The sequence below is a fragment of the Pseudomonas sp. WC2401 genome (genome assembly GCF_041200115.1).
Lineage (GTDB): Bacteria > Pseudomonadota > Gammaproteobacteria > Pseudomonadales > Pseudomonadaceae > Aquipseudomonas > Aquipseudomonas fragi.
In genome coordinates this window covers 1,732,659-1,747,205 of record NZ_CP165623.1, presented here as the reverse complement: position 1 = coordinate 1,747,205, position 14,547 = coordinate 1,732,659, and the positions used below count along the sequence as shown (strand labels likewise).

General features: G+C 59.9%; 13 protein-coding genes. 12 read left to right on the top strand and 1 reads right to left on the bottom strand.

Annotation, left to right across the window (positions count from 1 at the left end; translation table 11 throughout):
- Window positions 1-246 precede the first annotated feature (246 nt).
- From AB3G35_RS07940 to AB3G35_RS07910, 7 genes are all read left to right on the top strand, one after another.
- Window positions 247-1,176: a glutamate/aspartate ABC transporter substrate-binding protein gene (locus AB3G35_RS07940; protein ID WP_016779684.1), complete on the top strand. Its 930-nt coding sequence runs from the start codon at window positions 247-249 to the stop codon at window positions 1,174-1,176.
- A 202-nt stretch (window positions 1,177-1,378) separates the two neighbouring features.
- Window positions 1,379-2,125: an amino acid ABC transporter permease gene (locus tag AB3G35_RS07935; RefSeq protein ID WP_016779683.1), complete on the top strand. Its 747-nt coding sequence runs from the start codon at window positions 1,379-1,381 to the stop codon at window positions 2,123-2,125.
- Window positions 2,125-2,799 carry an amino acid ABC transporter permease gene (locus AB3G35_RS07930; protein WP_016779682.1) on the top strand — a complete coding sequence of 225 codons (675 nt, stop codon included), beginning with the start codon at window positions 2,125-2,127 and terminating at the stop codon, window positions 2,797-2,799. The genes AB3G35_RS07935 and AB3G35_RS07930 overlap by 1 nt, the downstream gene beginning before the upstream one ends.
- The gene (locus tag AB3G35_RS07925; protein ID WP_016779681.1) at window positions 2,796-3,530 is read left to right on the top strand and encodes an amino acid ABC transporter ATP-binding protein; all 735 of its coding nucleotides are present in this window, start codon (window positions 2,796-2,798) and stop codon (window positions 3,528-3,530) included. Before AB3G35_RS07930 ends, AB3G35_RS07925 begins: the two co-directional genes overlap by 4 nt.
- Window positions 3,531-3,696: 166 nt before the next feature.
- Window positions 3,697-5,601 carry an ATP-binding protein gene (locus AB3G35_RS07920; protein WP_134049419.1) on the top strand — a complete coding sequence of 635 codons (1,905 nt, stop codon included), beginning with the start codon at window positions 3,697-3,699 and terminating at the stop codon, window positions 5,599-5,601.
- Window positions 5,598-6,923, top strand: coding sequence for a sigma-54 dependent transcriptional regulator (locus tag AB3G35_RS07915; protein WP_086795954.1), 1,326 nt, complete (start codon window positions 5,598-5,600; stop codon window positions 6,921-6,923). Before AB3G35_RS07920 ends, AB3G35_RS07915 begins: the two co-directional genes overlap by 4 nt.
- Window positions 6,924-6,931: 8 nt before the next feature.
- Entirely contained in the window at window positions 6,932-7,258 is a 327-nt protein-coding gene (locus AB3G35_RS07910) for a GlpM family protein (protein ID WP_169844883.1), read from the top strand.
- A 28-nt stretch (window positions 7,259-7,286) separates the two neighbouring features.
- Here AB3G35_RS07910 and AB3G35_RS07905 read toward each other — a convergent pair whose 3' ends face one another.
- On the bottom strand, window positions 7,287-8,045 hold the full coding sequence (locus tag AB3G35_RS07905; protein WP_324708209.1) for a MipA/OmpV family protein: 759 nt from the start codon (window positions 8,043-8,045) through the stop codon (window positions 7,287-7,289).
- Between the two features lie 217 nt (window positions 8,046-8,262).
- Here AB3G35_RS07905 and AB3G35_RS07900 point away from each other — a divergent pair, with 217 nt between their 5' ends.
- The 5 genes from AB3G35_RS07900 (at window position 8,263) to AB3G35_RS07880 (ending at window position 14,423) form a co-directional block, all read left to right on the top strand.
- Window positions 8,263-8,958, top strand: a complete 696-nt coding sequence (locus tag AB3G35_RS07900) for an MtnX-like HAD-IB family phosphatase (protein WP_106116225.1) — start codon at window positions 8,263-8,265, stop codon at window positions 8,956-8,958.
- Window positions 8,951-10,345, top strand: a complete 1,395-nt coding sequence (locus AB3G35_RS07895) for an aspartate aminotransferase family protein (RefSeq protein WP_095001417.1) — start codon at window positions 8,951-8,953, stop codon at window positions 10,343-10,345. The genes AB3G35_RS07900 and AB3G35_RS07895 overlap by 8 nt, the downstream gene beginning before the upstream one ends.
- Window positions 10,342-11,211, top strand: a complete 870-nt coding sequence (locus tag AB3G35_RS07890) for a carboxylesterase (RefSeq protein WP_134049415.1) — start codon at window positions 10,342-10,344, stop codon at window positions 11,209-11,211. Before AB3G35_RS07895 ends, AB3G35_RS07890 begins: the two co-directional genes overlap by 4 nt.
- Before the next feature lie 69 nt (window positions 11,212-11,280).
- Window positions 11,281-13,035 carry an ATP-binding protein gene (locus AB3G35_RS07885; protein ID WP_369782468.1) on the top strand — a complete coding sequence of 585 codons (1,755 nt, stop codon included), beginning with the start codon at window positions 11,281-11,283 and terminating at the stop codon, window positions 13,033-13,035.
- A complete protein-coding gene (locus AB3G35_RS07880) occupies window positions 13,032-14,423 on the top strand; it encodes a sigma-54 dependent transcriptional regulator (protein WP_086795949.1) in 1,392 nt (463 codons plus the stop codon). The genes AB3G35_RS07885 and AB3G35_RS07880 overlap by 4 nt, the downstream gene beginning before the upstream one ends.
- Window positions 14,424-14,547: the final 124 nt, after the last annotated feature.

Sequence of the window (14,547 nt, the reverse complement as noted above, 5' to 3'; positions counted from 1 at the left end):
GGTTTTCCGAACGCACTACCCCTCAATGATTCGGCTTTCCGGCCCGAGCATGTCGGCCCGACCCTGATTAAAAAATATAACTCTTTTAAAATCATAAACTTAGACTTAAGTTTCGGGTCTGGCACGACTCATGCTCTACACTCAGAGCCGAATGCTTAAACAGAGCGTTTAGCCTGTTGAGACGTTCTGAGTACAAAAGGGCCCACAAACGGGTTCAATAAAAAAAACAATGTCGAGGAAACATCGATGCGCATCGTTCCGCAACTTTTGGGCGCAGCAATTGCTGCAGCTCTGATTAGCACTCCAGTTTTTGCAGCCGAATTGACCGGCACACTGAAGAAAATCAAAGAATCCGGCACCATCACCCTTGGGCATCGTGACTCCTCCATTCCGTTCTCCTACATCGCGGACGCATCCGGCAAGCCGGTTGGCTACTCCCACGATGTACAGCTGGCAATCGTTGAAGGGCTGAAAAAACAGCTCGACATGCCGGACCTGAAAATCAAGTACAACCTGGTTACCTCCCAGACCCGCATCCCGCTCGTGCAGAACGGCACCGTTGACGTTGAGTGCGGCTCCACCACCAACAACGTTGAACGCCAGCAACAAGTCGACTTCTCGGTCGGCATCTTCGAGATCGGCACACGCCTGCTGTCCAAAAAGGACTCGCCTTACAAGGACTTCGCTGACCTGAAAGGCAAGAACGTCGTGACCACCGCCGGCACCACCTCCGAGCGCATCCTCAAGGCGATGAACGCCGACAAGCAGATGGGCATGAACGTGATCTCGGCAAAAGACCACGGTGAAGCCTTCAACATGCTGGAGTCGGGCCGTGCTGTCGCGTTCATGATGGACGACGCCCTGCTGGCAGGTGAAATGGCCAAGGCCAAGAAGCCAACCGACTGGGCCGTGACCGGCACTCCACAGTCTTACGAAATCTATGGTTGCATGCTGCGCAAGGGCGACCCGGACTTCAAAAAGGCCGTGGATGACGCCATCGTTGCCTATTACAAGTCGGGCAAGATCAACGACACCTACAAAACCTGGTTCGAGTCGCCAATCCCGCCAAAGGGCCTGAACCTGATGTTCCCCATGAGCGATGAGCTCAAGGCGTTGATTGCCAACCCTACCGACAAGGCAGCAGACGACAAGCCGGCTGAAGAAAAGAAATCCTGATTTCAGCCGTCTGAAACTCCCGGGCGCGAGCCATTGCGCCCGGGGGTGTCGACCACCTTTGGACTAAGCTTCTTATTGCATTAGAGAGCACTCGAACCGCTGGTTATCGAGCGGGTTTTGTGTGCCCGGCGACCCTGCCGGGTGAGAACGGATTCCCTGCAGCAAGTGCTTGTTTATAGACCCACCTGAGGGGAGACCCTGCATGAATTACAACTGGGACTGGAGCGTGTTCTTCAAGTCCACCGGCGTAGGCAGCGAGACGTATCTCGACTGGTTTATTTCCGGCCTGGGCTGGACCATCGCTATTGCTGTTGTCGCCTGGATTGTCGCGCTGATCCTGGGTTCGCTGCTGGGCGTGATGCGCACCCTGCCGAACCGCTTTATCGCGGGCATTGCCACGGTTTATGTCGAAATTTTCCGTAACGTTCCGCTGCTGGTGCAGCTGTTTATCTGGTACTTCCTGGTGCCCGATCTGCTGCCGCCCAACCTGCAGGAATGGTACAAACAGGACCTCAACCCGACCACCTCGGCCTACCTGAGCGTTGTCGTGTGCCTGGGCCTGTTCACCGCCGCACGGGTTTGCGAGCAGGTACGCACCGGTATCGAGGCGCTGCCGCGCGGCCAGGAAGCTGCGGCCCGCGCCATGGGTTTCAGCATGGCGCAGATCTACTGGAACGTGCTGCTGCCCCAGGCCTACCGGATCATCATCCCGCCGCTCACCTCAGAGTTCCTCAACGTGTTCAAGAACTCGTCCGTGGCCTCGCTGATCGGTTTGATGGAACTGCTGGCACAAACCAAGCAGACCGCCGAGTTCTCCGCCAACCTGTTTGAAGCCTTCACCCTGGCCACACTGATCTACTTCACCTTGAACATGAGCCTGATGTTGCTGATGCGCCTGATCGAGAAAAAAGTAGCCGTACCCGGCCTTATGTCTCTGGGGGGCAAATAATGGACTTCTTCGATTTCAGCGGGATTGTCCCTGCCCTGCCTGGCCTGTGGAACGGCATGGTCATGACCCTCAAGCTGATGGTCATGGGCGTAGTCGGTGGCGTGGCGCTGGGTACCGTACTGGCCCTGATGCGCTTGTCGTCAAGCAAGTGGATGGCCAACCTGGCCGGCGCTTATGTGAACTATTTCCGTTCGATTCCGCTGCTGCTGGTGATTACCTGGTTCTACCTGGCGGTACCGTTCGTGCTGCGCTGGATCACCGGCAAGGACACCCCGATCGGGGCTTTCGAGTCGTGCCTGGTCGCATTCGTGATGTTCGAAGCGGCGTACTTCTGCGAAATCGTTCGTGCTGGCGTACAGGCCATCCCGAAAGGCCAGATGGGTGCCGCCAAGGCCCTGGGCATGAGTTACGGCCAGGCCATGCGCCTGATCATCCTGCCCCAGGCCTTTCGCAAAATGACCCCGTTGCTGCTGCAACAGAGCATCATCCTGTTCCAGGACACCTCGCTGGTGTACACCGTAGGCCTGGTGGATTTCCTCAATGCCTCGCGTTCCAGTGGCGACATCATCGGCCGCTCCAATGAGTTCCTGATCTTCGCCGGTCTGGTGTATTTCATCATCAGCTTTTCCGCCTCGCTGCTGGTCAAGCGTCTGCAAAAAAGGTTTGCCGTATGATCTCGATCAAGAACATCAACAAGTGGTACGGGGACTTCCAGGTACTGACCGATTGCAGTACCGAAGTCAAAAAAGGCGAAGTGGTTGTAGTCTGCGGGCCGTCCGGCTCGGGCAAATCGACCCTGATCAAGTGCGTCAACGCCCTTGAACCGTTCCAGAAAGGCGACATCGTGGTTGACGGCACATCCATTGCCGACCCGAAGACCAACCTGCCAAAGCTGCGCTCGCGGGTTGGCATGGTGTTCCAGCACTTCGAGCTGTTCCCGCACATGACCATCACCGAAAACCTGACCATTGCCCAGGTCAAGGTATTGGGCCGCAGCAAGGCCGAAGCCACCAAAAAAGGCCTCGAGCTGCTGGAACGCGTCGGGCTGTCGGCACACGCCCACAAGCACCCAGGCCAGCTTTCCGGTGGTCAGCAGCAGCGAGTAGCGATTGCCCGCGCCCTGGCCATGGACCCGATCGTCATGCTGTTTGACGAACCTACCTCGGCCCTCGACCCGGAAATGGTCAACGAAGTGCTCGACGTGATGGTGCAACTGGCCAACGAAGGCATGACCATGATGTGCGTGACCCACGAAATGGGGTTTGCGCGCAAGGTGGCCAACCGGGTGATCTTTATGGACCAGGGCAAAATCGTCGAAGACTGTGAGAAAGAAGAGTTCTTCGGTGATGTATCGGCCCGCTCCGAGCGTGCCCAGCACTTCCTCGCCAAGATCCTGCAACACTAAACACCCGCTCAGCTCCCACCGGCTTGGGTGGGAGCGGGCTTGCTCGCGATGGCAGCGATCCTGTTTAACTGATCAACCGCGCCGCTCCCATCGCGAGCAAGCCTGCTCCCAGTGGATCTCCGTGAACGGTCAACCACTGCACAGTGGTTGACTCAAGGCATCTGTGATGAAATGCGACCCCACTCTTTATCGCGGTGCTCCGCCCTCACTTGCCGTGAAACCCCGTCTGCTCCGTCATTTCCTGCTGCCGCTGCTGATCATCCTGCTGACGATCGGCCTGGGTTACGCGGGCTATCGCATCAGTGAACACTTCGGTATTCGCACCCTGAGCGAAACCGGCGAACGCCAGTTGGAACTGCATGCCCGCACCGTCGAGAGTGAACTGGGCAAATACACCTACCTGCCCAGCCTGCTGGAGCTGGAATCCAGCGTCTCGCGCTTGCTGGCCGACCCCTCCGTGCAGAACCGGGTCACCGTCAATCAATACCTCGAAGGCCTCAACCGCCGCAGCCGCAGCCGGGCCATCTATGTGCTCGACACCACTGGCCGCGTAATGGCCACCAGCAACTGGCGGGATACCGACAGTTACCTGGGTGAAGACCTGTCATTTCGCGCCTACTTCCAGGATGCCGTGCGCGGCCAGCCCGGACGTTTCTATGGCATCGGCAGTACCTCGGGCGAACCCGGCTACTACCTGGCCCACGGCCTTGAAGAGCAGGGCAAGATCATTGGCGTGGCCGTGATCAAGGTGCGCCTCGAGGCCCTTGAAGAACGCTGGCAACGCGCCCGTCTCGAAGCCTACGTCAGCGACGAGAACGGCATCATCATTCTGTCCAGCGACCCGACCCGGCGGCTCAAGTCAATCCGCCCGCTCAGCGCCGACACCAAGGAGCGCCTGGCCCGCAGCCTGCAGTATTACTGGTGGCCACTTAACGAGCTGGAGCCGCTGGAGCGGGAAAACCTGGCCGACGGTGTCGAAAAAGTCACCTTCGCCAGCAGCAGCGAAGTGGTGACTGACCACCAGGAAGTCAGCTACCTGGCGCAAAACCGCAGGCTTAACGACACCCCCTGGGACATCACCCTGCTCACCCCCCTGCAGGACCTGCGCCGTGAAGCGGCGAATCAGGGAACCCTGGTGGCGGTGGCCTTTGCCTTGCTGGCCTTTTTGCTGATTGCCTGGAACGAGCGGCGCAAAGTGATCGCCACCCGCCTGGCCGCACGCGAAGCCCTGCAAGAGGCCAACAACCAGCTGGAACGCAAGATCACCGAACGCACTACCCACCTGCGCGCCAGCAACGAACGGCTCAAGGGGCAGATTCGCGAACGGCGCCAGGCTGAAGACACGCTGCGCCGTGCCCAGGATGAACTGGTGCAGGCAGGCAAACTGGCCGCCATCGGGCAAATGTCCACCAGCATTGCCCATGAACTGAACCAGCCGCTGGCAGCCTTGCGCACGCTGTCAGGCAATACCGTACGCTTTCTTGAACGGGGCGATCTCAAGGTTGCCGCAGACAACCTCAGCACCATCAACAATCTGGTCGACCGCATGGGGCGTATCACCGCCAACCTGCGTTCATTTGCCCGCCGTGGCGACGATCAAGGCCAGGCCAGCCTGGGCAAGGCTGTCGACGCCGCCCTTCAACTGCTTGCCAGTCGCCTGGAAGAGTCGGGAGTGCAACTGCATCGCGACTTTACTGATGTGCAGCTCAAAATTGATCAGACCCGGCTTGAGCAGATCCTGGTCAACCTGATTGGCAATGCCCTGGACGCCATGCAGGGCCAGGCTACGCCGCCGCAACTGTGGCTGACGGGAGAATTCAGCGACGCCAAATACCGCCTGCGTGTGCGCGATAACGGCCCCGGCATCGAGCCGCAAGCACGCAAGCATCTTTTCGAACCCTTTTTCACCACCAAACCCGGCGAACAGGGCCTTGGCCTTGGCCTGACCTTGTCGGCCAGCCTGGCCGCTGCTGCCGGCGGCAGCCTGAGCGTCGAGTTCCCGGTCATTGGTGGTGTCGCATTTGTCCTTCTTTTACCGCTGGTGCAACCCGCCAAGGCCGAGCCGATATGAATAACGACCTGACCGTCCTGATTGTTGAAGACGATCCCCATGTTCTGCTCGGCTGCCAGCAGGCGCTGGCACTCGAAGATATTCGCAGCGAAGGCGTCGGCAGTGCCGAACAGGCCCTGGCGCTGGTGGGCGATAACTTTCCCGGCATCGTTATCAGTGACATTCGCTTGCCCGGGATGGACGGTCTTGAGCTGCTCAAGCAGCTCAAGGGCCGCGACCGCACCCTGCCGGTGGTACTGATTACCGGGCACGGCGACATTTCCATGGCCGTTGGGGCCATGCGTGATGGCGCCTATGACTTCATGGAAAAACCGTTTTCGCCCGAGCGCCTGGTGGACGTGGCCAGACGTGCGCTGGAGCAACGCAGCCTGGCGCGGGAAGTCTGGTCGCTGCGCCGTCAGCTGGCCGAGCGCGACTCCCTGGAGGGACGCATAATCGGTCGCTCGCCAGCCATGCAACAATTGCGCGAATTGATCGCCAACGTCGCCGATACCTCGGCCAACGTGCTGATTGAAGGCGAAACCGGCACCGGCAAGGAGCTGGTTGCCCGCTGCCTGCACGACTTCAGCCGCCGCCAGCCCCAGCAGTTTGTCGCCCTGAACTGCGGCGGCCTGCCAGAAAACCTGTTTGAAAGCGAAATTTTCGGCCACGAAGCCAATGCCTTTACCGGCGCTGGTAAACGCCGTATCGGCAAGATCGAACACGCCCATGGCGGTACGCTGTTTCTCGACGAAGTCGAAAGCATGCCCCTCAACCTGCAGATCAAACTGCTGCGGGTATTGCAGGAGCGCACCCTGGAGCGCCTGGGCTCCAACCAGAGCATCGACGTTGACTGCCGGGTGATCGCGGCGACCAAGTCCGACCTCGACCAACTGAGCAAGGCCAGCCAGTTTCGCAGCGACCTGTATTACCGCCTGAACGTGGTCACACTGGAGCTGCCACCGTTGCGCGAACGTCGCGAAGACATCCTGCAACTGTTCGAGTACTTCCTGCAGCAATCGTCCCTGCGATTCGACCGCACCGCCCCTGAGCTGGACAACCAGACGGTCTCCAGCCTGATGAGCCACGACTGGCCGGGCAATGTGCGCGAACTGCGCAACGTGGCCGAGCGCTTCGCCCTGGGCCTGCCTGCTTTCAAAAAACCGGGCAGTAACGCTGCCCAGGGCCTGGGGTTTTCCGAGGCGGTGGAGGCCTTTGAACGCAACCTGCTCACCGATGCCCTGCAACGCAGCGGCGGCAACCTGACCCAGGCCAGCCAGGAGCTGGGCATGGCCAAGACCACCCTTTTCGACAAAGTCAAAAAATACGGGCTGACACACTAATGGACCTGATACTCAAAGCGGCCCTGGGCGCTGGCGTGGTGATCATTCTGGCGATGCTGGCCAAGACCAAAAACTACTACATTGCCGGCCTTGTGCCGCTGTTCCCGACCTTTGCCCTGATTGCCCACTACATTGTCGGCAAAGGCCGATCGGTGGACGACCTGAAAACCACCATTGTCTTCGGCATGTGGTCGATCATTCCCTACTTTGTTTACCTTGCCGCGCTGTATGTACTGGTCGACCGCATGCGCCTTGAAGCGTCATTGGCGCTGGCCGCGGTGGCCTGGCTGATGGCGGCGACGGTACTGGTCAGTGTGTGGGTGCGCTTGCACTGACAGCCACCCCATCACCTGCGGGGCAGCGTTAGAACTTGTAACTCACTGCCGTTTGTACTGCTCCCTGATTCACCTCCCCGACCTCTTTGACAATGCTGCTCTGCGCCGCCGAACCCAGCAGATGGGTCAAGCCGGCGCTGGCCACCAATGACCAGTGTGGCGCCAACGGGATATTAACGTTCTGGGTCAGGGTCAAACTCTGAAAGCCACCCCCCGCCTTGCAGGCTGAAATACCCGACGCTTGCGCCTCACTGTCACTCACAGCAAAGAATGTCGACATCTGCCGCCCATCCGCAAAGTGCGCTGCCAACTGGCTGCTGCCGACAATGCCCCGCCCCAACGGGTAGCCCAACTCCCCGCCCACCTGCCCCAACAACCCGCCCTGACCGCCTGCACCACCCACTGCCTGGCCAAGCTGCGCGTACACACGCCAATACTCGGCAGGGCTGTACTGCACAAAGCCGCCGACCTGCGCCATGTCCGGCACATCACGCAACCCGCGCAACGAACCATTGGCATTGCGGCCCGACAGGTAGTTGAGAAACGGCCCCGCGCTCCAGCCATCAACCTTCAGGGCGCTCCAGGTCAGGCCATCATCGGTATCGAGGCTGACATCCCCCCAGTCCACATCGAAGTACGGCAGCGGCACTGTCTGATAGCGACTGCCACTGGGATCGTAGGGCTGATAGCCAAGCCCAACCCCCGCCTCACCACGCGGGCCGTCCGCAGCATGGGCACCGGCCCCCAACACTGCGAGCAACAAAAAAGCACAGACAGAGGTTTTCATGGCCAGGGTTCCACAGGGATTCATGCGCGCATCAATCCCTTTTTCATACGCTTTGCGCAAGCACTGATGTTGTTTGTAGCAAGCTACAAATTTTGTAGCTTCACCCGCCGAAATATTCGTGAAAGCCCGTAAACAGGGGGCCTGGCCGATTGGCACAGTCAATGCAATGACCTGTCGCAAGCGCAAAAAGGCGCGTCTTTTCGACAGGACAATGCAGATGATGCAATGGCATATCGTGTGTGATTTCGACGGGACCATTACCCGCACCGACGTCATCGACAACATTCTTCAACGCTTCGCCGCCCCCGACTGGGAAGCGATTGAAGAACAATGGCTGCAGGGTGAAATCGGCTCGCGGGAATGCCTCAGTCGCCAGCTGTCGCTGGTCAAGGCTACGCCGGCCGAGCTGCTGGCCTATTTCGACACGGTCGAGATTGACCCCGACTTCCCGGATTTCGTCGACCACGTGATTGGCCTGGGCGCCTCCCTCGAAGTGGTCAGCGACGGCATCGAGCAAGGTATCGCCCGCATCCTGGCTCGCAACTATGTGAGCCTGCTGCCGATCCTGGCCAATCGCCTGCGCCAGGTCGACCACAACAGCTGGCGCATCGACTTCCCCTATTCCAGCGACGCCTGCCGCGCGGCCTCGGGCAACTGCAAATGCAAGTCCACCCCCGGCGGCAAACGCGTACTGGTTATCGGCGATGGCCGCTCCGACATGTGCGTGGCCGCCAGCGCCGATTTCGTCTTTGCCAAGGACAGCCTGGCCGAGCACTGCGAGCGCAATGGCATCCCTTACGCGCGCTTCGACTCATTCGCCGAACTCCCGGCCCTGCTCGCCAAATTGCCGAGCCACGCCGCCAACGCTCCCCACTATTCTCGTGAACAGCAGGAACTCTTCAATCATGTCTGATATTCGAATCGCTACCCCTGAAGACCAGATTCTTCTGGAAAAAGAAGCCAAGTATTGCTCCTACGGCGACACCGTTCACTACATCGAACCGCCACGTATTTTCAGCCGCTGCGAAGGTTCCTACGTCTGGGACACCGAAGACCAGGCCTACCTCGACCTGCAAATGTGGTACTCGGCGGTCAACTTCGGCTATTCCAACCCGCGCCTGAACAACGCCCTGAAACAACAGATCGACACCCTGCCGCAGATCGCCAGCCAGTACCTGCACAAGGGCAAGATCGAGCTGTCGGAGCGCATCGCGGTCGACGCCAAGAACAAGTTCGGCCTCGACGGTCGCGTGCATTTCAACGTCGGCGGCTCGCAGTCCATCGAAGACTCGCTCAAGGTGGTGCGTAACGCCAGCAACGGTAAAAGCCTGATGTTCGCCTTCGAAGGCGGCTACCACGGCCGTACCCTCGGCGCCTCGTCGATCACCTCCAGCTACCGCTACCGTCGGCGCTACGGCCACTTTGGCGAGCGCGCCAATTTCATCCCGTTCCCGTACCACTTCCGTGGGCCAAAAGGCATGACCAAGGAAGAATACGGCAGCCACTGTGTGCAGCAATTCGCCCGCCTGTTCGAGACCGAATACAACGGTGTGTGGGACCCGAAAGTCGGCCAGAGCGAATACGCAGCGTTCTACGTCGAACCGATCCAGGGCACCGGCGGCTATGTGATTCCGCCGATGAACTTCTACAGCGAACTCAAGCACGTGCTGGATCAGCACGGCATCCTGATGGTGGTCGATGAAATCCAGATGGGCTTCTGGCGCACCGGCAAGCTGTGGTCGATCGAGCACTTCGACGTCAAGCCCGACGTGATCGTGTTCGGCAAGGCGCTGACCAACGGCCTCAACCCGCTGGGCGGCATCTGGGCGCGTGAAGAGCTGATCAACCCGAAAGTATTCCCGCCAGGCTCGACCCACTCCACGTTCGCCTCCAACCCGCTGGGTACCGCTGTGGGCCTGGAAATGTTCAAGATGACCAGCGAAGTCGACTATGGCGCGATGGTCATGGCCAAGGGCAAATACTTCCTCGACGGCCTGCAAGACCTGCAGAAACGTTACCCGATCATTGGCGACGTCGACGGTCTGGGCCTGGCCCTGCGCTGCGAAATCTGCGGCCCGGACGGTTTCACCCCGGACAAGGCGACCCTCGACTTTATGGTTGAAGAAGGCATGAAGGGCGACATCGAAATCGACGGCAAGCGCCTGGGCCTGATTCTTGACGTGGGCGGCTATTACAAAAACGTGATCACCCTGGCACCGTCGCTGGAAATCAGCTACGCCGAAATCGACCTGGGCATCGCCCTGCTCGATCGCCTGCTGGCCCGGGCCATGAAACGATGAACAGCGCCGAGATCGATCTGGGCGAAGGCGACGCCGGTTTCGTTCTCGGCACGGGTGAGGTCGGGGTCCTGTTGATCCACGGCCTCACCGGCACCCCGACGGAATTGCGCCGGGTGGCCCAGGGCCTGGCCAGGGACGGGACATGTACGGTGTACGTCCCCACCCTGGCCGGGCACTGCGGTGACAACAGCGACCTGCAAGCCACCGGCTGGCGGGACTGGTACGAGGGGGTGCGCAAAACCTTTGCCGGGATCCGCCAGCGCCACCGGCAGGTGTTCGTCGGCGGGCTGTCGATGGGCGCTGTAATGTCGATGTATCTGGCATCCGAACACCAGGGCCAGGTCACCGGGTTGCTGATGTACTCCACCACCTTGCGTTACGACGGCTGGAGCATCAACAAACTGGCCTTTATGACCCCACTGCTGATGAAGATCCCCTTTGGTGTGCACCTGTGCAGTTTTGCGGAAAAACCGCCGTACGGCATTAAAAACCAGCGATTAAGAGCCATTGTCGAACGCCAGATGAAAGCCGGTGAAAGCAGCAATGCCGGGTTGTTGACGATGGAAGGCATCACCGTGCGCGAATTGCACCGGATGAACGCGGTGGTGAAAAAACGCATGCCGTCCATCACCACCCCGGCACTGGTTGTGCACTCCATCGAGGATGACATCACCAGCCGCTGGAACGCTGATTACGTCGAACGCCATCTGGGCGGGCCAGTAACCAAAGTGCTGCTCGACAACTGCTACCACATGATCACCGTCGACCTGCAATACCGCCGCGTGATCGAATTGAGCGATGCCTTTATCAAGAACAACAGCAGCGTGGCCACTGCCCGTCTCCCGGAGGTTGCGCATGCGGTCTAGACTCGACGGGCACCTGCGGATCAATACACACTGTTGATCCGCCCTTGCGGCTGCACCCAGAGATCATTGATGCCCAATACCCCAGACCCATCACGCCAGCCCTTCAAAGTGTCGCGCTGGACCGTACAGCGCAAACTGGTGCTGGCGTTCTGGCTGGTCAGCGTGATCCCGACCATGATCGCCGCCGAACTGGCGGCGACCACCCTGTCGCAGATTTTCGACAGCAACGTGCGGGTCTGGCTGCAGGAGTCGACCAAAATCGTCAAGGACGAGATCAGCGAGACCCTTGCGGACAACGCCCGTGCCGCCAAGTTGTTTCTGCAATACACCCACCCGCCTTCCTCAAGCAAAGCCGTGCGCCATGACCGGCTGAGCACAGATATTGCCGACGCCATGGGCATCGACGTGGTGGCACTGATTCGCGACAGCGACCACAAGGTGGTGTACAGCACCGTCAGCGACAATATCGTCGGGCAGATCAGCCTTGCACCCAACGCTGTGCTGCAAACCATCGATGTGGACGGCGTACCTACCGGCACGGTGGTATCAACCTTTGCCACCCGCCAGGATGGCGAGGACTATCAACTGCTGGTCGCCACCTACATGGACAGCAGCTTCCTGACCAGCGTGGCTGACGTGCATTCCCTCGACTTGCGCCTGTACCTGTCCAACCCCAAGGGCTTTGCCGAAATATTCTCCAGCCAGCGCTTCGAAGACCGCCAGCCCGTGGTGCCCCATGCCATCGAACAAATCCTGCGCACCACGCGCCAGCCCAGCGAGCAGTTCACCAGCCGCTACAGCGGCTTGTACTGGCCGATCCTCAACGACACCGGCGAGCTGCAAGGCGTGATCTACAGCGGTTTGCTACGCCATACCAGCCTGGTGGGGCTGGTCAACCAGACCAACCTGTTCGCGCTGATCTTCCTGCTCGGCTCGGTGCTGTCCCTGACTGTTGGCTGGCTGGTCTCCGAGCGCCTTACCCGGCCGTTGCGCGGTCTGTCCGAAGGCGTGCGCGCGGTGATTGCCGGGGACTACAACCAGCGCGTGGCAGTGTCGGGCAACGACGAGTTGGCCGAACTGAGCAGCACCTTCAACCATATGACGGCGCGTCTGGGCCAACTGCATCATCTTGAAGCCCAACTGCGCCGCCGCGACCGCCTGCATGCCCTGGGCGAAGTGGCTATGGGCCTGGCCCATGAAATCCGCAATCCGCTGGGCATTATCAAAACCGCGACCCAACTGCTGCACCGTCGTGCCGACCTGGGCGAAACTGACAAGCGCCATCTGGAATATGTGGTCAGCGAAGTGACCCGTATCAACGACCTGATTACCGAGTTTCTCGACTTCGCCAAACCCAGCGCCCCAGTGCGTGCGCAGCAGGCCGCACGGCCTCTGGTGGAAGACATCCTGGGCTTCTGCAAACCGGAGCTGGAAAGCCACAGCATCGAGGCCCATATCGACGATCAGGCACCCGGTGCCACCCTGTATGCCGATGCTGGCCAGTTGAAACAGGCGTGCCTGAATCTGATCCTGAATGCCATCGACGCCATGCCCGACGGCGGGCACCTGACCGTACGCATCAACCGCGAAGATGACTACACGATCATTGGTATTGCCGACACCGGAGAAGGGATCGCAGCCGATATGCTTGAACGTATTTTCACCCCCTTTGTAACCACCAAGGCCTCAGGCACAGGCCTGGGGCTGGCCAAGGTCTTTTCCATCATGGACAGCCATGATGGCCGTATCGAATGCATCAGCGAAAAAGGCGCCGGCGCTACCTTCAACCTGTATATCCCGGCCCACGGAGGGGATCAGACATGAGTCATAACGTGCTGGTGGTCGACGACGAACCGAAACTCTGCGACCTGCTCAGCTCGGCACTGAGCCAGAACGAGATCGAGGTTTATACCGCAGGCAACGGTTTACAGGCACTGGCCATTCTGGAGCAGGAAGCTATCGACCTGGTGATCAGCGACTGGCGCATGCCCGGCATGGATGGCCCGCAGCTGCTGGCCGAGGTCAAGCTGCGTTACCCCCATGTGCCAGTGATCGTAATGACGGCCTACAGCACGGTAAAAAATGCCGTGCAGTCCATGCGGAACGGTGCCTACGACTACATATCCAAACCCTTTGATATCGACGAACTGGATATCACCGTCAGCAAGGCCCTGCAGTTTCGCGACATCCTGTGCGACAACGCGCGCATGCGCGCCGAACTGGACGAACACCAGCACATCGACAGCCTGGTGGGCGACAGCGCCAGCTTTCGTCGGGTGCTGCAGGCCATCGACTCGGTGCGCGAGAGCAATGCCACCATCCTGCTGACCGGCGAAAGCGGCACCGGCAAAGAGATGGTCGCCCGCGCTATCCACAAACACGGCAGCCGCGCCGACAAACCTTTTGTCGCGGTCAACTGTGCGGCGATTCCTGAAGGGCTGCTGGAAAGCGAGATGTTCGGCCATCGCAAAGGCGCGTTTACCGGAGCGGTGGCGGACCGCGTCGGGCGCTTTATGCAGGCCGACAAGGGCACGCTGTTTCTCGATGAGGTCGGCGATATGCCCCTTGCGTTGCAGGCCAAGATCCTGCGGGCGCTGCAAGAGCGGGTGATCGAACCCGTGGGCGACCCGCGTGAGCGCAAGGTGGATGTGCGGGTTATCGCGGCCACCAACAAAAACCTGCTGCAGGCGGTGGCCAACAAAGAGTTTCGTGAAGACTTGTACTACCGCCTGAACGTATTCCCCATCCCCCTGCCCGCCTTGCGCGAGCGGGTCGAAGACATCACCCCGCTGGCGCGGCACTTTGCCCACAACCTGGGGGCGACTGCGGGCAAGCGCATCAGCGGCTTCAGCCCCAGCGCCCTGCAGGCGATGGCCCGATACCACTGGCCGGGCAATATTCGCGAACTGCAAAACTGCGTCGAACGCGCCATCATCGTAGCCACCAGCAGCACCATCCAGGACAGCGATCTGCCGCCCTACCTGTTCAGCGCACAACCTGGCCAGGGCAGTGCCCTGCTCGCCCCGGGGCCGGGCGTTCCCCCCGATCTGGAGGCAGCCCTGGCCGAAGTCGAAAAAGCCTACATTTTAAGCGCCCTGCAACAAGCCAATGGCGTACAGGCGGCGGCAGCGCAACTGATCGGGATTTCAGAACGCAGCTTCTGGTATCGCCTGAAAAAGCTCGACATTCATGTCGATAAAATCGTGCGCTAAACCCAAAAAGAGTGGGAGCGAACCTGCTGGCGAAAAGCTCGCCGCGGTTATCTGGTTGAACCGCGGTGTTCCCGTCGCGAGCAAGCACGCTCCCACATGAACAGCGTTTACAACCTTTGCCCTC

What these genes read in the sequence shown, in the direction of transcription:
- AB3G35_RS07940 (WP_016779684.1), top strand. Translation starts at nt 247, where the DNA reads ATGCGCATCGTTCCGCAACTTTTGGGCGCAGCAATTGCTGCAGCTCTG.
- AB3G35_RS07935 (WP_016779683.1), top strand. Translation starts at nt 1,379, where the DNA reads ATGAATTACAACTGGGACTGGAGCGTGTTCTTCAAGTCCACCGGCGTA.
- AB3G35_RS07930 (WP_016779682.1), top strand. Translation starts at nt 2,125, where the DNA reads ATGGACTTCTTCGATTTCAGCGGGATTGTCCCTGCCCTGCCTGGCCTG.
- AB3G35_RS07925 (WP_016779681.1), top strand. Translation starts at nt 2,796, where the DNA reads ATGATCTCGATCAAGAACATCAACAAGTGGTACGGGGACTTCCAGGTA.
- AB3G35_RS07920 (WP_134049419.1), top strand. Translation starts at nt 3,697, where the DNA reads ATGAAATGCGACCCCACTCTTTATCGCGGTGCTCCGCCCTCACTTGCC.
- AB3G35_RS07915 (WP_086795954.1), top strand. Translation starts at nt 5,598, where the DNA reads ATGAATAACGACCTGACCGTCCTGATTGTTGAAGACGATCCCCATGTT.
- AB3G35_RS07905 (WP_324708209.1), bottom strand. Translation starts at nt 8,045, where the DNA reads ATGAAAACCTCTGTCTGTGCTTTTTTGTTGCTCGCAGTGTTGGGGGCC.
- AB3G35_RS07900 (WP_106116225.1), top strand. Translation starts at nt 8,263, where the DNA reads ATGATGCAATGGCATATCGTGTGTGATTTCGACGGGACCATTACCCGC.
- AB3G35_RS07895 (WP_095001417.1), top strand. Translation starts at nt 8,951, where the DNA reads ATGTCTGATATTCGAATCGCTACCCCTGAAGACCAGATTCTTCTGGAA.
- AB3G35_RS07890 (WP_134049415.1), top strand. Translation starts at nt 10,342, where the DNA reads ATGAACAGCGCCGAGATCGATCTGGGCGAAGGCGACGCCGGTTTCGTT.
- AB3G35_RS07885 (WP_369782468.1), top strand. Translation starts at nt 11,281, where the DNA reads ATGCCCAATACCCCAGACCCATCACGCCAGCCCTTCAAAGTGTCGCGC.
- AB3G35_RS07880 (WP_086795949.1), top strand. Translation starts at nt 13,032, where the DNA reads ATGAGTCATAACGTGCTGGTGGTCGACGACGAACCGAAACTCTGCGAC.